General features: G+C 65.9%; 12 protein-coding genes. 3 read left to right on the forward strand and 9 right to left on the reverse strand.

Going from position 1 to position 18,112, the window contains the following annotated elements; all coding sequences use genetic code 11:
- Both HU763_RS13005 and mobA read left to right on the forward strand, forming a co-directional pair.
- The gene (locus HU763_RS13005; protein ID WP_186685747.1) at window positions 1-3,129 is read left to right on the forward strand and encodes an efflux RND transporter permease subunit; all 3,129 of its coding nucleotides are present in this window, start codon (window positions 1-3) and stop codon (window positions 3,127-3,129) included.
- Between the two features lie 61 nt (window positions 3,130-3,190).
- The gene (gene mobA / locus HU763_RS13010) at window positions 3,191-3,766 is read left to right on the forward strand and encodes a molybdenum cofactor guanylyltransferase MobA (protein WP_186685746.1); all 576 of its coding nucleotides are present in this window, start codon (window positions 3,191-3,193) and stop codon (window positions 3,764-3,766) included.
- A gap of 286 nt (window positions 3,767-4,052) precedes the next feature.
- Here mobA and HU763_RS13015 read toward each other — a convergent pair whose 3' ends face one another.
- The 5 genes from HU763_RS13015 to peaA form a co-directional block, all read right to left on the reverse strand.
- Window positions 4,053-5,726, reverse strand: a complete 1,674-nt coding sequence (locus tag HU763_RS13015) for a fatty acid CoA ligase family protein (protein ID WP_186685745.1) — start codon at window positions 5,724-5,726, stop codon at window positions 4,053-4,055.
- A 138-nt stretch (window positions 5,727-5,864) separates the two neighbouring features.
- Entirely contained in the window at window positions 5,865-6,986 is a 1,122-nt protein-coding gene (gene peaD / locus HU763_RS13020; RefSeq protein ID WP_186685744.1) for a quinohemoprotein amine dehydrogenase subunit beta, read from the reverse strand.
- A 32-nt stretch (window positions 6,987-7,018) separates the two neighbouring features.
- On the reverse strand, window positions 7,019-7,342 hold the full coding sequence (gene qhpC, locus HU763_RS13025; RefSeq protein ID WP_186676745.1) for a quinohemoprotein amine dehydrogenase subunit gamma: 324 nt from the start codon (window positions 7,340-7,342) through the stop codon (window positions 7,019-7,021).
- Between the two features lies 1 nt (window position 7,343).
- Window positions 7,344-8,774: a quinohemoprotein amine dehydrogenase maturation protein gene (gene peaB, locus HU763_RS13030; protein ID WP_186685743.1), complete on the reverse strand. Its 1,431-nt coding sequence runs from the start codon at window positions 8,772-8,774 to the stop codon at window positions 7,344-7,346.
- 49 nt (window positions 8,775-8,823) lie between these two features.
- On the reverse strand, window positions 8,824-10,389 hold the full coding sequence (gene peaA / locus HU763_RS13035) for a quinohemoprotein amine dehydrogenase subunit alpha (protein WP_186685742.1): 1,566 nt from the start codon (window positions 10,387-10,389) through the stop codon (window positions 8,824-8,826).
- 427 nt (window positions 10,390-10,816) lie between these two features.
- Here peaA and HU763_RS13040 point away from each other — a divergent pair, with 427 nt between their 5' ends.
- Window positions 10,817-12,310, forward strand: a complete 1,494-nt coding sequence (locus HU763_RS13040) for an aldehyde dehydrogenase family protein (protein ID WP_186685741.1) — start codon at window positions 10,817-10,819, stop codon at window positions 12,308-12,310.
- Window positions 12,311-12,436: 126 nt separating this feature from the next.
- Here HU763_RS13040 and qhpG read toward each other — a convergent pair whose 3' ends face one another.
- The 4 genes from qhpG to HU763_RS13060 are packed head-to-tail and all read right to left on the reverse strand — an operon-like array spanning window position 12,437 to window position 18,034.
- Complete coding sequence (qhpG, locus tag HU763_RS13045) at window positions 12,437-13,729, reverse strand: flavin-dependent monooxygenase QhpG (protein WP_186685739.1); 1,293 nt, start codon at window positions 13,727-13,729, stop codon at window positions 12,437-12,439.
- Window positions 13,722-14,399 carry a subtilisin-like serine protease QhpE gene (qhpE, locus tag HU763_RS13050; protein ID WP_186685736.1) on the reverse strand — a complete coding sequence of 226 codons (678 nt, stop codon included), beginning with the start codon at window positions 14,397-14,399 and terminating at the stop codon, window positions 13,722-13,724. The genes qhpG and qhpE overlap by 8 nt, the downstream gene beginning before the upstream one ends.
- On the reverse strand, window positions 14,389-16,122 hold the full coding sequence (locus HU763_RS13055; protein ID WP_186685734.1) for an ABC transporter ATP-binding protein: 1,734 nt from the start codon (window positions 16,120-16,122) through the stop codon (window positions 14,389-14,391). Before HU763_RS13055 ends, qhpE begins: the two co-directional genes overlap by 11 nt.
- Before the next feature lies 1 nt (window position 16,123).
- Window positions 16,124-18,034 carry a sigma-54-dependent Fis family transcriptional regulator gene (locus tag HU763_RS13060; RefSeq protein WP_186685732.1) on the reverse strand — a complete coding sequence of 637 codons (1,911 nt, stop codon included), beginning with the start codon at window positions 18,032-18,034 and terminating at the stop codon, window positions 16,124-16,126.
- Window positions 18,035-18,112 lie beyond the last annotated feature (78 nt).

An 18,112-nucleotide genomic window follows, 5' to 3' on the forward strand; every position in this document is an offset into this window, starting at 1 on the left:
ATGCCGCAATTCTTCATCGACCGCCCGGTATTCGCCTGGGTGGTCGCACTGTTCATCCTGCTCGCCGGCGCGCTGGCCATCCCGCAGCTGCCGGTGGCCCAGTACCCCAATGTGGCACCGCCGCAAGTGGAGATCTACGCCGTGTACCCGGGCGCCTCGGCGGCGACCATGGACGAAAGCGTGGTCAGCCTGATCGAGCAGGAGCTCAACGGCGCCGACAACCTGCTGTACTTCGAGTCGCAGAGCAGCCTGGGCAGCGCCACCATCACCGCCACCTTCGCCCCGGGCACCAACCCGGACCTGGCCCAGGTCGACGTGCAGAACCGCTTGAAAGTGGTCGAGTCGCGCCTGCCGCGCCCGGTCACCCAGCAAGGGCTGCAGGTGGAGAAGGTATCCACCGGTTTCCTGCTGCTGGCCACGCTCACCTCCGAGGACGGCAAGCTCGACGAAACCGCGCTGTCGGATATTCTTGCGCGCAACGTGATGGATGAGATCCGCCGCCTCAAGGGCGTCGGCAAGGCCCAGCTGTACGGCTCGGAGCGCGCCATGCGCATCTGGATCGACCCGCGCAAGCTGATCGGCTTCAACCTCACGCCCAACGACGTGGCTGCGGCGGTCGCGGCGCAGAACATCCAGGTTGCGCCTGGCAGCATCGGCGACCTGCCCGGCCGCAGCACCCAGGAAATCACCGCCAACGTGGTGGTCAAGGGCCAGTTGAGCACCCCCGAGGAATTCGCCGCCATTGTCCTGCGCGCCAACCCGGACGGCTCCAGCGTTACCATCGGTGATGTCGCCCGGGTCGAGATCGGCGCCCAGGAGTACCAGTACGGCACCCGCCTCAACGGCAAGCCGGCCACCGCCTTCAGCGTGCAGCTGGCGCCGGGGGCCAACGCCATGGAAACCGCCACGTTGGTGCGGGCAAAGATGCACGACCTGGCGCGCTACTTCCCCGCAGGCGTGAAGTACGACATCCCCTACGACACCTCACCGTTCGTCAAGGTGTCGATCGAGCAGGTGATCAACACCCTGTTCGAGGCCATGCTGCTGGTGTTCGCGGTGATGTTCCTGTTCCTGCAGAACCTGCGCTACACCCTGATCCCCACCCTGGTGGTGCCGGTGGCGCTGATGGGCACCTTTGCCGTCATGCTGGCCATGGGCTTCTCGGTCAACGTACTGACCCTGTTCGGCATGGTGCTGGCCATCGGCATCCTGGTCGACGATGCCATCGTGGTGGTGGAGAACGTCGAGCGGATCATGGCCGAGGAAGGCCTGCCGCCGAAAGCGGCCACGCGCAAGGCCATGGGCCAGATCAGCGGCGCGATAGTCGGCATCACCCTGGTGCTGGTCGCAGTGTTCCTGCCCATGGCCTTCATGCCAGGCTCGGTGGGCGTGATCTACCAGCAGTTCGCGCTGTCGATGGCGGTGTCGATCCTGTTCTCGGCATTTCTTGCCCTCAGCCTCACCCCGGCACTGTGCGCCACCCTGCTCAAGCCGGTGGCCAAAGGCGAGCAGCATGAGCGCAAAGGTTTCTTCGGCTGGTTCAACCGCCGTTTCGAGGACATGAGCAACGGCTACCAGCGCTGGGTGATGCAGGCGCTCAGGCGCAGTGGCCGCTACCTGCTGGTGTACGCGGTGCTGCTGGCCGTGCTGGGCTATGGCTTCAGCCAGTTGCCGACGGCGTTCCTGCCTACCGAAGACCAGGGCTACACCATCACCGACATCCAGCTGCCACCAGGCGCCAGCCGCATGCGCACCGAACAGGTGGCGGCCCAGATCGAGGCGCACAACGCCGAGGAGCCAGGCGTGGGCAACACCACGCTGATTCTCGGCTTCAGCTTCTCGGGTAGCGGGCAGAACGCGGCGCTGGCCTTCACCACGCTCAAGGACTGGTCCGAGCGCGGTGGCGATGACAGCGCCCAGTCGATCGCCGACCGTGCCACCCTGGCCTTCGCCCAGCTCAAGGACGCCGTGGCGTTCTCCGTGCTGCCGCCACCGATCGACGGCCTCGGTGAGTCGACCGGCTTCGAGTTCCGCCTGCAGGACCGCGGCGGCATGGGCCACGCCGCACTGATGGCCGCCCGCGACGAGCTGCTGGCCAATGCGGGCAAGAGCAAGGTCCTGGCCAACGTGCGCGAAGCGTCGCTGGCGGAAAGCCCGCAGATCCAGCTGGAAATCGACCGCCGCCAGGCCAACGCCCTGGGCGTATCGTTCGCCGATATCGGCACGGTCCTGGACGTGGCCGTGGGCTCCAGTTACGTCAACGACTTCCCCAACCAGGGCCGCATGCAGCGGGTGGTGGTGCAGGCCGAAGGCGACCAGCGCAGCCAGGTCGAGGACCTGCTGAGGATCCACGTGCGCAACGACAGCGGCAAGATGGTGCCGTTGGGTGCATTCGTCCAGGCCAGATGGGTCAGCGGCCCGGTGCAGCTGACGCGTTACAACGGCTACCCGGCAGTGTCGATTTCCGGCGAGCCGGCGGCCGGCTACAGCTCGGGCGAAGCCATGGCCGAGATCGAGCGCCTGGTGGCCCAGCTGCCGGCCGGTTCCGGCCTGGAATGGACCGGCCTGTCGCTGCAGGAACGGCTGTCCGGCAGCCAGGCGCCGATGTTGATGGCGCTGTCGTTGCTGGTGGTGTTCCTGTGCCTGGCGGCACTGTACGAAAGCTGGTCGATCCCGACCGCAGTGCTGCTGGTGGTGCCGCTTGGGGTACTCGGCGCGGTGCTGGCCGTGACCCTGCGCGGTATGCCCAACGACGTGTTCTTCAAGGTTGGCCTGATCACCCTGATCGGTTTGTCGGCGAAGAACGCCATTCTCATCATCGAGTTCGCCAAGAGCCTGGTCGACCAGGGCGTCGATGCCGTTGACGCCGCCGTGCAAGCCGCACGCCTGCGCCTGCGCCCGATCGTGATGACCTCGCTGGCGTTCATTCTTGGCGTGGTCCCCCTGGCCATCGCCAGCGGCGCCAGCTCGGCCAGCCAGCAGGCGATCGGCACCGGGGTGATCGGCGGCATGCTGAGCGCCACCCTGGCGGTGGTGTTCGTGCCGGTGTTCTTCGTCGTGGTGATGCGCCTGGCCGGGCGCCGCCAAGCGCGTGATAGCGACATACCGAGCGTGGCCAGCGAGCGCTGACTGGACAAGCAGCGCGTGACATGGGAGGGTTCCCGGCAATGACTGCCCGGAACCCTTTTTCATGCCTGATGCACTGCCACCCTGCTCGATCCTCATTCTTGCCGGCGGCCGCGGCCAGCGCATGGGCGGCCGCGACAAGGGCCTGATCGACTGGCAGGGCGAACCGCTGGTGGCGCATGTGCAGCGCGTGGTACGCCCGCTCAGCGATGACCTGGTGATTTCCTGCAACCGTAACCAGCAGGCCTACCGGGCGTATGCCGACCAGTTGGTGGGCGATGCCGAGGCGGACTACCCCGGGCCGTTGGCGGGGGTGATTGCCGGGCTCAAGGTGGCGCGGCATGAATGGGTGGTGCTGCTGGCCTGTGATGCGCCGCTGGTTGACCGGGGGTTGATCGAGGACCTGCTGCGGCTGGCGGTGCCCCGTGACAGTGCGGCCATGGTGCGCCAGGGTGGCTACTGGCAGCCAATGTTCAGCGTGTTGCCACGTCGGCTGTTGCCGGTGCTGGAGCAGGCCTGGGCAGCGGGTGAACGGAGTTTGCAGAAGGCCTTGCTGCGTGAAGCGGTGCAAGGGCTGGAATGTAGTGACGATGATCGCAGGTTGAGCAACTTCAACAGCCCGGAGCTGTTGCAAGGCTGAGATCATCTACTGCCTGTGCCCGCGAAGAGGCCAGTGCAGGCGACACATCATCCGGCAGACAGCTCCTCGACACTGATCTCGCGCATGCACCTTGCCGGTCACCGGCATCTGGTTGTTGCCTGACCATCAGGCCTGCGCGGTCCTTGTAGGAGCGGCCTTGTGTCGCGAAAGGGCCGCAAAGCGGCCCCGGGATTTCAGCAGCGATGCATGAATTGCCGGGGCTGCTTTGCAGCCCTTTCGCGACACAAGGCCGCTACAGAGGCCCCATTCCCCTTCAGCTGGTGATTTACCCGGCAGCCAGCTCTTCGACACTGATCTCGCGCATGCGGAACTTCTGCACCTTGCCGGTCACCGTCATCGGGAATTCATCGACAAAGCGGAAGTACCGGGGCACCTTGAAGTGCGCTATCCGCGCCTTCGCCCAATCGCGCAGTTCCTCCACACTGGCCGTATGCCCCGGGTGCAGCCGCACCCAGGCCACGATCTCTTCGCCGTACTTGCTGCAGGGCACGCCAATCACCTGCACATCGGCCACCGCCGGGTGGGTGAAGAAGAACTCCTCCAGCTCGCGCGGATAGATGTTTTCGCCGCCGCGAATGATCATGTCCTTGCTGCGCCCGACAATACGCACATAGCCCTGCTCGTCCATTACCGCCAGGTCGCCGGTGTGCATCCAGCCGTCCTGGTCAAGGCTTTCGGCGGTGGCCTCGGGGTTGTTCCAATAGCCCAGCATCACACTGTAACCGCGCGTACACAGCTCACCGATCTCGCCGCGCGGCACGGTGGCGCCGGCGCCATCGATCACTTTGTTCTCCAACCGCGGCTGGGTGCGCCCCACACTGGTCACGCGACGTTCCAGGTCGTCGCTGGCACCAGTCTGCAGCGATACCGGGCTGGTCTCGGTCATGCCATAGGCAATCTGCACCTCGGCCATGTGCATCTCGCCGATCACCCGGCGCATCACCTCGATAGGACAGGTGGCGCCCGCCATGATCCCGGTGCGCAGGCTGGACAGGTCGAATTCGCCACGCTGCGGGTGATCCAGTTCGGCGATGAACATGGTCGGCACGCCATACAGCGCAGTGGCCCGCTCTTCGGCGACCGCACGTAGCGTGGCCAGCGGGTCGAACGCGTCGCTGGGGTAGATCAGGGTACTGCCGTGGGTCATGCAGCCAAGGTTGGCCATGACCATGCCAAAGCAGTGGTACAGCGGCACCGGCACCACCAGCCGGTCATGCTCGGTCAGGCCGAGGCTTTCACCGACCATGTAGCCGTTGTTGAGGATGTTGCTGTGGCTCAGGGTGGCGCCTTTCGGGAAACCGGTGGTGCCCGAGGTGTACTGGATATTGATCGGGTCGTCGCAGCGCAGCTGTGCCTGGCGCTCGGCCAAGGCTTCACGGCTGACAGCCGTGGCACGCGCCTGCAGCTCGTGCCAGGCGAGAAAGCCCGGCGGTGGCGCGGCAGCCAGGCTGACAACACCGCGCAACTCGGGGAAGCGATCGCAGATCAGGGCGCCCGGCTGGTCGCTGGCCAGACCCGGTACCAGGCCCAGCAGCATGGCGTTGTAATCGGAGGTCTTGAAAGCGTCGGCGCAGATCACCCAGCGGCAGCCGGACTGGCCAAGGGCGTAGTCCAGTTCGCTGGAGCGGTAGGCCGGGTTGATGTTGACCAGGATCGCGCCAACCTTGGCACTGGCGAACTGGGTGATGCACCATTCGGCGCAGTTGGGTGCCCAGATGCCCAGGCGGTCGCCGGGTTGCACGCCCAAGGCCATCAGGGCGCGGGCGTGCTGGTCAACTGCAGCGGCCAGTTGGCGCCAGGTGTAGCGCAGGGCCTGGTGGCGGACTACCAAGGCTTCGCGATCGGGGAAGCGGGCGACGGTGGCGTCGAAGGCATCGCCGATGCATTGGCTGAGCAGGGCTTTGTCCTGGTTACCCTGGGAGTAGCTTGGCTGGGGCATGGGTGTTCTCTTGTTGTTTTTATAGTGTTTGTACTGGCCTCTTCGCGGGTAAGCCCGCTCCCACAGGATCACCACAGGTTTCAGAACTTGCGCCTTACCTGTGGGAGCGGGCTTGCCCGCGAAGAAAGCAACACCGGTTTAACGAATGAACACCTGCGGCGTCGTGGTCGACATGTCACCACCCGGCAACTTGATGTTCTTCACTTTCTCCAGCGTATCCGGGTTGAACACCGCCAGGTCGTTGAAGGTGCCGCCCAGGTACAGTTTGTCGCCCTTCTTGTCGAACGTGACGCAGTAATAGGTGTGCTCCAGATTAGCCGCCTTGATCAGCTTGCGCTGCTTGAGGTCGTACTTGGCCAGGCGGTTGAGTACGCCGTAGATCTGGTTCGGGTCTTTTGGCGAACGCAGCCCGGTGAAGTACAGCTCGGTCAGGTCGGCGAATTCCTGGGTGTGGGTCCTGCCGGTCTTCAGGTCGACGCTCAGGTAGCCATACAGCAGCTCGGCAGTGGCCGGGTCCTGCTTGTCATCCTTGAACCTGGCAATGGTGTACAGCATCGAGAACTCATGGCGCGGGCTCTGGTGCGGCCAGAAGTACAGCACGTCCGGGGCGCTGTAGCCTTTGCGGTTCCAGTTGCGCAGCGGCAAGGCCACCGTGTACTTGCCGGTCTTCACATCCATCTTGTAGATGTCCGGCCCGGCGACGTACAGGCTGCCGTCGTCCGCCGCACGCATCAGGTACACCTGGCGCGGCATCGGGAAGGTGCGCACGGGCTTCGCCTGCAGGCCATCGGCAGTGCTGAACACTTCCAGCCGCGGTGGCTTGACCACGTAGTGGTCGTTCAGTCGCTGGGTCGGGTTGACCGTGGCATAGACTTCCTTGCCGTCGGGGCTGATGGCAAACGAGTACATCGACTTGCCGACCTCGCCCGCCACGCTGGACAGGTTGGCATGGAAGGTGTTCTTGCAGGTGTCCAGGTCGATGCCGTAGATGTCACCGTAGTGGTTGTTGAGCACGTAGGCGGTACGGTTGTCCGGCGCCATCATCGCGGTGCCTGGGCCGAACTTGTCGGGCATCACGCAGCTCTTGTACACCGTGTCGCTGGCCACATCGACCACGTGCAGGTTGTTCGGGTAGTTGGTCACGATCATGTATTCGTGGCCAGCCTTCAGCGCCGGCCCGGTGTCGGCGGCCTGTACCAGCCCGGCACAGGCCGTGGCGGCGATGGTGAGCGCGAGTGACGCGCAGCGTCCAGCTTTCATGCGGTTTCCCCTTGTCATTCTTGTTGGGCCGGTCACTTGTCTTTCGGGAACACGGTGCCGAGGTTGCGCCAGTCTTGCGCCGAGTTGCTCGCCTGGGCGTTCCAGTCCTGGTAGGTGCTCATCATGTCCGGCACCTGGGCCGGCCACCAGCAAGGGTCGGAGCAGCCATACAGGTCGGCCTCCATCGGCTGGCACAGCGAGCTCACGCCACCAAAGGCGTCCACTTCCCAGCCCGGGTCGGTGGTGGCGGTGCAGCCCGCCACCGCACTCATGGCCATGACTTCTTCGACGCGGTCTTCGGCGGCGGCCTGTTCGAGGATGCGCGCCTTGTTGTTCAGGGGCTTCAAGTGCTTCATGTCAGTGCGCCTTCCGCGGAGTGATGTAGCGATCGATGAAGGCCGGGTTGGCGGCCATGATGCGGCTGTAGACTTCGATGCCGAAGTCGACCCAGTCGCGCATCAGTTCGCAATAGTGGTAGGTCGGGTGCTGCGGGTCGCCATAGCGGGCATAGCTTTCGTGGTAGCAGCCGCCGGAGCACAGGTTGCGGATGCGACAGCTGTCGCAGCCGGTGTTGCTGCGGTCCAGGCGCTGCGACAGGAAGTCGTTGAGCTGCGCCTGCTTCACCCCCTGGTGCACATTGCCGAAGGTCGGCAGGCTGGAACCGGTGAAGCGATGGCACAGGTTCAGCTCACCTTCGTGGTCCACGGCCAGCATCTTCAGCCCGGCGCCGCACGGCAGGGCCTTCTTGTGGCCTTCGTGGATGTCGGTAATCAGCTGGTGCAGGTTGGAGAAGCCGATGTTGCGGTGCTCCAGCGCAGCCTCAAGGTAACGCCGGCCCAGCGCCTTCATGTTGGCGAACACCTGCACCAGCTCTTCGCCGGTGAGGTTGAAGTTGGCCATGTCGCCGGAGGTGACCGGGGCAAAGCCGACTTCAGCGAAGCCCAGTTCGTTGAACAGGTGGTTCCAGATGGTCTCGACGTCGGTGATGCCACGGGTCAGCGTGACCCGCGCGCCCACCGGGCGGCTGTGGTAGCGCGACAGCAGCATGTCGACCTTGCGCCGCACCACGTCATAGGTGCCCTGCCCGCCCACGGTGATGCGGTTGCGGTCGTGAACGGTCTTGGGGCCATCGATGCTGACCGACAGGCCGAAGCGGTGGGCGTTGAGCCAGTCGACGATCTCTTCGCTGAGCAAGGTGGCGTTGGTGGTCATGATGAACTCCACCTGCTTGCCCGCCTCGGCGAAGCGCCGCTCGCAGTAGGCCACCATATGCTCGATCAGCGGCCGGTTGGACAGCGGCTCGCCACCGAAGAACACCACGCTGTAACGCGGCTCGTCGGGCGATTCCTTGAGCAGCATCTCCACCGAAGCCTCGGCGGTGGCAGCGCTCATCTTCTTGCCTGCCGACGGCTTGTCCAGGTCTTCTTTGTAGCAATAGGTGCAGCTGAGGTTGCAGCCGGTGTTGACGTTGAGCACCACAGTGTTCAGCGCGGTGCGTTCGACCTGCCTGAGGGCGATTTCCGGGGTCAGCGGCGAGCCGTCGCTGACCAGCTCCAGCGCGATCAGCTCGCGCAGGGTGGCCTGGATATCGTCGCCGGCAAACTGCTGGCCAAGGCGCTGCAGCAACTCCTCGGCCGAGCAGCCTTGCTGGCGCAGGGTGTCGATGATGCCGCCGGTCACCGCATCGGCGCTGAACAGCGAACTGCTGGGGATATGGAAAAGCATGCGGTCGGCATCGACCTGCACTTCATGCAGGTTGCGTTCGACCAGGTTCAGTAGTGCGCCCATGGCGACCTCCCGATAATCGATCCGTTGGAAAACCGTAAGCCCCCTGCCGTTACGGCAGCGGCGGGTTGTTCCAGCGCTGTACGGTGACGATCATGTGCCCTTCGCCGGTCGGGCCACCGTCGGCCAGGGTGGCGATGACCTTCAGGTTGCCGGCGTTGTTGGTCATCATCTTGCGCGCCGGGTTGGGGCCAGCGCCGCCGGGCACGAACACACCATCGGCCTGCATCTGCCCGGCGAACTTGACGTCTTCGTCCTCGACTGCTCGCTCGTTGAACGGCTCGACCTTCCAGCTGGCCGGCAGGTAGCCGATGCGCAGTGGCTGGCCGTTGGCGTCCTTGCCCCACGCCTCAGCCTCGAAGCGGCCCTGCACCTTGGGCACCGCGGCGCCGTTTTCGCCGATACGAGCGATGGAGAACGCCGGTACCACCTTCACTGCCTCGACCTTGTCGTACACCGCCAGGTTGACGCCCTTGAGCGCCCCCACGGCGACTTCGCGCTGGCCTGGCTTGGCATCAGCTGCGGCGCGGGCCTTCACCCGTACCAGGGTCGGGGTCTGCTCCAGCACCTCGGTCACCTCCACGCCAGCGCCCAGGTCCGGTTTGCCGGCCAGGCCGCTGCCGACCAAGGTGATCTCGCTTTCGCCACCGGCCTTGATGAATGCCGGTTGTACCGCCAGCAGGCGCGCCTTGCCGTCCTTCACTGCGGTGAAGTCCAGGCCACGCTCGTCGTGCTCGGCCTCGAACATGCGGCCTTTCATTTCGCCATCCAGCGCGGCGAACACCTGGCGCAGGTTGGCGTCGCCGACCTTGACGTTGCCACGCCACTCATAGCCGTTGTAGAGGATCGCCGAACCGCTGCCATTGAACGGCGTGCCGTCGGCATAAGCGCCTTTGACCTCGACCTTGAAGGTGTCGCCCTGGTCAGGCGTGACGCTCATCACCCCGCGCACATCGCCCTTGGCCAGCATGTGGCCGCTGAACGCCCACTGGCCCGGCAGCGCATCGGCCTTGGGCCTGGCCTTCTGCCATTCGGCCCACGCCGCGCTTTCCAGCGGGTAGCGCTTGGCCAGGTCGGGCACCACCTGCTGCAGGGCGATCGGCAGCCAGTCGCGGTCACGCGCCTGGGCCTGGTATTCGAGGGATGGCCATTGGCCGAGGTGGAAGTTGACCAGGTGTTCCCATTCCTTGGCCGGGCGCCGCTGCAAGGCGACACGGGCACCCGAGTGGCAACGGCCACAGGTTTCGCTGAGTTGGGTATCGAACTGCTCGACGGTATTCAGCCGGCGCTCCATGGCGTAACGCACACCATCGGTCTCGCTGGGCGCCAGGCCCTGCTTGTCGGCGAGGTATTTGACCAGGGTGCGGCGGTCGTCGTCGCTGATCTGCAGGCCGTGCATCACCTGCATGCGGGCGATGCTCATCAGCCAGCCTTCCGGTGTTTTACGCTGATGGCTGATGCGGCTGTAGGTGTCGTTGCCTTCGGGGATATGGCACCCCATGCACTTGTTCTGCAACAGGCTCGGGCCCTGCTCGGCCGCCATGGCCTGGGTGCTCAGCAGCGCGGCGGCGACCAGCGCCAGTTTGCCCGCATGCCGCTGGAGTCGAGTCGTCTTCAAGGTCAGACCTCCACGGTTGTTGTTCTTATCGTTTTCGCACGCTTTGGAACAGCAGGTGTGCATGTGACGGTTGCGATACAGGAACTGTGCCAGATGTTGTAAAAGTGTTTTCTTTCAACCTGTTAGCCGGTTTTCGGGCGCTTGATGCCAGCAGCGATGGCCAACTGCAGCGTGCCATTTCGCGACAGCGTGTGTCAGGTTGAGACTGGACCGCTACGCAGGCCAGTCGGCAAGCCAGCGACTGGCCCGGGAGGCCACTGTTGCAACACCGTCTCACAGCGTCTCAATGTGCAACAGCTCCACCCCGCAGTCCCAACCTTTCTCGCCGATAAAACCCAACGCCTTCAACGCTTTACCAGCACTTGTCCAGCTTGGCACGACCATTGCGCCTCTGCCTGTCACATCCAATGACAAGAGGCACAGCCCAATGCTTTCCGAACTGCCCATCCTGCCCACCACCCGCGCCTTTCTCGAACGCAAGCTGAAGATGCGCATCGGCGCCGACTGGCAGGATGCCGCCAGCGGTCGCACCATGTCGTTCCGCAACCCCGCCACTGGTGAGGTACTGGGTGAAGTGCCCGCCGCCGACGCCGAAGATGTCGATCGGGCCGTGCGCGCCGCGCGCCAGGCTTTCGACGACTCGCCGTGGAGCCGCCTGCGCCCACGCGAACGGCAGAACCTGCTGTGGCGCCTGGCCGACCTGATGGAGCGCGACGCCCGCCAGCTGGCCGAACTGGAATGCCTGAACAACGGCAAGAGCGCCGCCGTGGCCCAGGTGATGGACGTGCAGCTGGCCATCGATTTTCTGCGCTACATGGCAGGCTGGGCCACCAAGATCGAGGGTAGCACTGTCGAACCCTCGCTGCCGTTGCTGCCCAACGACCAGTTCCACGCGTTCGTCCGCCGCGAAGCGGTAGGCGTGGTCGGTGCCATCGTCGCCTGGAACTTCCCGTTGCTGCTGGCCTGCTGGAAGCTCGGCCCGGCCCTGGCTAGCGGTTGCACCGTCGTGCTCAAGCCCGCGGACGAAACACCGCTGAGCGTGCTCAAGCTGGCCGAACTGGTGGACGAAGCCGGCTACCCGGCCGGCGTGTTCAACGTGGTCACCGGCACCGGCCTGAACGCCGGCGCCGCGCTCAGCCGCCACCCCGGCGTGGACAAGCTGACCTTCACCGGCTCCACCGAGGTTGGCAAGCTGATCGGCAAGGCGGCCATGGACAACATGACCCGTGTCACCCTGGAACTCGGCGGCAAGTCGCCGACCATTGTCATGCCCGATGCCAACCTGCAGGAGGCGGCTGCCGGCGCCGCCACGGCGATCTTCTTCAACCAGGGCCAGGTGTGCTGCGCAGGCTCCCGGCTGTATGTACACCGCAAGCACTTCGACAACGTGGTGGCCGACATCGCCGGCATCGCCAACGGCATGAAACTCGGCAACGGACTGGACCCGGCGGTGCAGATGGGGCCGTTGATCTCGGCCAAGCAGCAGGACCGGGTCACCGGCTACATCGAGCTTGGCCGTGAACTGGGAGCGACCATCGCCTGTGGCGGCGAAGGCTTCGGGCCAGGCTACTTCGTCAAGCCGACGGTGATCGTCGACGTCGGCCAGCGCCACCGCCTGGTTCAGGAAGAAATCTTCGGGCCAGTGCTGGTGGCGATGCCGTTCGACGACATCGACGAAGTGCTCGGCCTGGCCAATGACACCCCCTATGGGCTGGGCGCGAGCATCTGGTCGAACGACCTGGCCGCCGTGCACCGGATGATCCCACGCATCAAGTCGGGGTCGGTGTGGGTCAACTGCCACAGCGCGCTGGACCCGGCCCTGCCGTTTGGCGGCTACAAGATGTCCGGTGTCGGCCGCGAGATGGGCGCGGCGGCCATCGAGCATTACACCGAGCTGAAATCGGTGCTGATCAAGCTCTGACGACGCCCCTGGTCTGGCCCTGGCGCCAGCAAGCCAGCTCCACAGGTAAACCACTGCTCTCGCAGCCTGTGCTGCCCCGGTGGGGCTGGCTTGACGGTGATCGAGCCGCAACACGGCCCCGGATTTTCAGCGATAGCCCTGCTCGGCCAGCCAACGCCGCAACGTCATCTGCTGCCCTACCGGCCGACCGGTCAAGACTGCCTCGAGTGGCCGGCCAGCCTGCAACGCCCGCACGACTGGCGCCAACTCCAGCCCCTGCAAATGCCACACCCCCAGCGGCTGATCCGCCGTCACCACCACCTCGGCCTCGTCCACCCAGCCATCGCGCAACACCGGCCGCCGCTCAACCCTGAGCGCCTGCCAGTCTGCCGCCACATGCAACGCTTGCCCATCCGGCCATGCCTGGCGTCGGTCCCAGAACGGCTGCCCCATCCGAGTCTGTTCCTGACCATAGAAATCCCGCCCGATCCTGGCAAAGCGCAAGAACAGCTGTTCGACCCGCTGCTGGTGAAATTGCCGCGCCAATGCAGCCCGCTCGGGCCGGCACAGCAACGTATTGATCACCACCGGCGCCTGCAACGCCGAAGACAGCGACTGGAATATGCCGTTGCCCGACAACGGGTCAACGGCCATTGCGGCATCGCCCACCCGTATCCAGTCCGGCCCGACGCATTCGCCGGCCAGAATTGCCGTACTACTGCGCGCATGCACCTGCGCCGGCGCCAATGCGTGGGCGTCGAACAGCTCTGCGACCAGAGCGCTGTGCGCCCGCCGCGCTGCACAGTACGCTGCCAACCCGGCCTTGCCCGGCAGGCCGGTGGCGTCCAGGGTGACCTGCCAGTAGCAGCGGCCATCTTCCAGTCGCGCCATCCACGCCCAGCCATCCGCCACGCTCTCCACCGCCGATGCTGGCGTACCTGGGCTGCCCTGCCAGACATTGAGCAGGCTGACTGTCTCCGGCCCGCGCAGGCGGTCAGCCGTCAATGGCGCCTGACGGCCACGGGCCTCGACCAAAAAATCGGCCAGCAATACCTGCCCGTCGTCCATACGCACCTGATGAGCGCCGGCGTGCGAGACGTCGCGCACGCGCCCCTCGACCACGCTTACGCCCGCCTGTTGAAGATCGTCGCGCAGCGCCCGGTCAAACCGTTGCCGGTCGAGCAGGAATTCCTGGTTCAGTTGCAGTTGCCGGCCGTTCCATTGCACCCGTCGCGTGGCCGGCAGCGCCGCCTGGCCCAGGGCAGCGCCAAGGCCCGCGTGACGCAGCCCCTCCAGCACCCGTTGTGAAACCCCTTCGACCGCCGCGAAGCGCCGCCACTCGGACACCACCGTGACCGGGTAGCCCAGGCGTCGCAAGCCAATGGCCGTGGCCGCGCCCGCCGGGCCTGCGCCCAGCACCACAATGCGCGGTTCAGCCATGCCCGCCCCCTCGTCGCTCGGGGCCGACGAACGCCGCATGCTGGCGCAACCAGTCATGCACCTGCGGGCGGCCCATGCCGGGCGCCTCACGCAACAGCGCGGCGATCCGCCCGCTCATGGCCGCGCACCCCAGGCTCGCGCCGGCCCTGCCACCCGCCCCCACATAGCCGCCGAAGTCTGCCTGCCGGGTGCCAAGCCACGACCATTGGCCCGGCGCGCAGCGGGCGTCACCAGTGACTCGAATCACCCCTGGGTAGCTCGCCGGATACACCGGTCCGCCTTGTGCCGGGCTGGAGGCACACAGCAGCACGCCGGCGGCCACGGCTTCGGCACACGCCTGGTGCAGCACGGGCCGATCCTGCTGCAGGCCAAGGCTGAGGTTGACCAACCTGGCCCCCGCCTCTACCAGCCACAGCAGCGCGGCCGCGACCTGCAACGCACTGGTACTGGACTGGTCAGTGAACACCTGGGCCACCAGCACCGGCACCGACCCGGCCTCACGCTGCAAGGCGTCCAGTACCGCGCCCCCGTGCCCGAGCAGGTCGGGTAGTGTCTCACCTTCGCGCAACTGGCCATCCTCCAACCAGAAGCGTCGCGCCCCCCGCAGCGCGCGGACCTGTTCCGGCGAGCAGCCGCTATCGATGATGCCCACGCACAGATCAGTGCCCATGGGTGAGCATCTCCCGCGGCAACACCTGCAGTTGGCCATCGTGCAGTTGCAGGTGCAGGTCGGCATCGGCCAGGGTCGATGCGCGGTGGCTGATCAGGATCCGCGTACGGCCGGCAAACAATTGGTCGATGGCCGCGATCACGTCGCGCTCGGTCGCTTCGTCCACCGCCGACGTGGCCTCGTCCAGTACCAGGATCGCCGGGGCCTGCAGCACCGCGCGGGCGATGGCGATGCGTTGCTTCTGGCCGCCGGACAATTGCTGGCCACGCTCACCGAGCAGGCCGTCCAGGCCCTGTGGCAAGCTTTCGACCAGGCTGTCCAGCCGTGCCAGGTGCACGACCCGCTCAAGCTCTGCGCGGGTGGCTTCGGGCATGCCGTAGGCCAGGTTCTGCGCCAGGGTGCCACGGAACAGCACGATGTCCTGACTGACCACCGCGATGCACCGGCGCAATGCGACCAGGTCCAGCTCGCGCAGGTCGGTGCCGTCGAGCAGAATGCGCCCGGCATCCGGGTCGTAGAAGCGCTGCAACAGGTCGATCAGGGTCGACTTGCCGACCCCCGAAGCACCGCTGATGGCCACTTTCAAGCCTCCGGGCACGCACAGCTGCACGTTGTTCAGCACCATGCCCTGGCGCCCTTCATGGGCGAAGCTCAGCGCTTCCAGGCGCAGTTCGCCCGAGCCAGCGGGTATCGGCTGAGGATTGGCCGGCGAACGCACGGTTACGGCCTGCTGCTTGAGTTCCATTACCCGCCCCAGGCTCACGGCCATGCGCTGCACCGCCACGTACAGGCCCAGCAGGCTTTGCACCGGGCCGACCGCCATGCCTATGTAGGTGGAAAAAGCGATCAGCGCACCTAGCTGCCAGGTGCCCTGGATCACCCACCAGCCGCCGACCAGGAACGCGCAGGCGCGACACCAGGAGGTCAGCGTACCGGGGATGGCCTGGGTGAAGAACTCGGTAACCTGTACCTTGAGCAACTGACGCATGTAGCCCTGGCCCAGCTGGTCCAGGCGCCCGGCCTCGCGCTCTTGCTGGCCGGCCGCCTGGATGAACTTCATCGCCGGCAACGTTTCCACCAGGAACGCCGACACATCTGCCGAACGTTCGCGCAGGTTGCGCACTTCATGCTCGACCTTGCGCCGCATCCAGCGCAGCCACAGCACTTCGATCGGCACCAGCAGCGCCAACAGCAGCGACAACTGCCACGACAGCATCAGCATCAACGCCAACGCGCCCGCCAGGCCAATCACCGCGGACACCGCCGAGAACAGTGAATCCACGGCAAAGCGCTGGATCTCCGCCACGTCACCATCCAGCCGCGACAGCAGGTCGCCGATACGTCGCCGACCATAGAACGTCGGCGACAATTGCTGCAGGTGCCGATAAAGGTCATCGCGCAGGGCAAACAGGATGCGCCCCGACAAACGCGTGTGCAGGTAGCGGTTGACCCCGGCCAGCACAGTGCCCAGCAGGCCGGCAGCGATCATGATCGCCGCCATGTGCCACAGCATCTGGTAGTCCTTGGCCAGCAAGCCCTCGTCGATCAGTGTCTTGACCAGCCAGGGTTGCGCCAGGGCCAGCAGCGAGGCGCCCAGCGACAAGCCCAGCAACAAGCCGATGGCGCGCCGATGCGGGCGCACGAAACTGTACAACCAGGCCAACGCCTGGCGCATGAGGACCGGGTTGCTGGACTCTACCAGCCGGGCGAACAGGCTGCCCATGTCAGCCCCGCAGCTGTTTGAGCTTGCGGTACAACGTGGCCCGGCTGATACCAAGCGCCTCGGCGGCGGCGGACACGTTGCCCTGGTGGCGCGCCAGGGCGCCGCGGATCATTTCCAGTTCGTTGTCCTTGAGGCTGCCGGAGGCTGGCGTGGCGCTGGCCAGTTCGTCCAGCAGGCAATCGGTGAGGTGGTCCAGGGTCAGCACTTGCTCGCCGTCCTCGCGCATGGCCAGTGCCGTGCGCACGACCATTTCCAGCTGGCGGATGTTGCCCGGCCAGTCGAACCCTGCGAGCAACGCGCTCAGCGCCGGGTCGAGCGTGACCCCGCGCGCCTCGGACTTGTCCAGCAATCCCTGGATGATCGCGGCCAGGTCATCGCGCTCGCGCAGCGCCGGCAGGCGCAGCGACACGCCGTTGACCCGGTAGTACAGGTCCTCGCGGAAACGCTGCTCCTGTACCAGGCGCTTGAGGTCGCGGTGAGTGGCGCAGATCAGCGCCACGTCAATGTCCTGCTCGTCACCCGCCCCCAGCGGCGCCACCCGCCGCTCCTGCAACACGCGCAGCAGGCGCGCCTGCAGGGCCAGCGGCATGTCGCCGATCTCGTCGAGGAACAGCGTGCCGCCATGAGCCTGCATCAGCCGCCCGACCATGCCACCCCGGCGCGAACCGGTAAACGCGCCCTCGCGGTAGCCAAACAGCTCGGACTCGATCAGCCCTTCGGGAATGGCCGCGCAGTTGACCGCCACGAACGGCTTGTCGGCCCGCGCGCTGGCCTGGTGCAAGGCCCGGGCGACCACTTCCTTGCCGGTGCCGGTCTCACCCAGCAGCAGCACCGGCAGGCCACTGCCCAAGCCCTGGCCGGCCATGCGCAGGTTGCGTGCCAGGCGTGGGTCGCCACCGGCCAGGGCATCCAGTGCCGGCGACTGCTTGCTCGGCGCCGGCTTGCCGGCCGGTGTGCTGCCATTGACCCGGGCATGGCGCGGCAACTGCAGGGCGCGGAAATGAAACTCGCCCTTGGCCGTTTGCACACTGCTCACCCCGCCCTGCCACAGGCGGGCGATGAAGGCCGGTGCACGTTCGCCCAACAGGTCGCTGCTGCGCCGCCCGATCAATTCATGGCGCAGCACTTGCAACAACTGGCAGGCACTGTCGTTGGCGGCCAGTACTTCGCCATCCAGGCTCAGTGCCAGCAGCCCATGCCAGGCGCTGTTGAGGTACTGCGGGCGGCTGTGGAAGGCCAGCACCCACTGCTCCGGGTGGCACAAACCGAACAGCCGGCTTTCGATGTTGCCGGCTGCCAGCATCAGCGTCGACAAGCTGTCCTGGGGCTGCGCCATCACGCCTTCGCGGGTGATGTCGAGCACACCGATCACTTCGCCTTGCGGGTCGCGCAGCGGCACGGAGGTGCAGGAGAACGGGCTGAGGCGGTCCAGGTAGTGTTCGCCGCAGTTGATCAGCGTTGGCCGGCCTTCCACCACCGCCGTGCCGATGGCATTGGTGCCGCGCAGCGACTCGCTCCAGCAACTGCCCGGGTGCAGGTCGCGCAGGCCTTCGCGCTGCAGCACGTGCTTCTGCCCTTCGATGGTCAGCACGTTGGCCTGGGCATCGCCGAGGATGACGATACCGGCCTTGCCCTGGCGCGCGACCAGATAGTCCAGTTCCGGAGTGACGGCGTCGACCAGCAGGCGGTTGCGCTCCAGCAGCATGCGCAAGTCATGGCCTTTCTGCAGGCCCAGGCCAACCTGCTCGCCCTGCAGGCAGTCCAGGCCATGGCCCAGGCTGCGGCGCCAGGAGGCGTCTATCTCGTCGCGCAGCATGCCCAGCGGCAGCTCGCCTTCGCTGGCCAGCTTCAAACGGGCCTGGCGGGATTCGTGCAACGGATCGTGGGCGTTTGTTATGAGTTGTCGCGCCATTTTCTTCTCCGGCTGTGCCCCACAGGGTGGCGGGGAACGGGCTTGGGAATTTTCCGCAGTGTGCGCGAGAAAACGCTG

Source organism: Pseudomonas anuradhapurensis (assembly GCF_014269225.2).
Classification (GTDB): Bacteria; Pseudomonadota; Gammaproteobacteria; order Pseudomonadales; family Pseudomonadaceae; genus Aquipseudomonas; species Aquipseudomonas anuradhapurensis.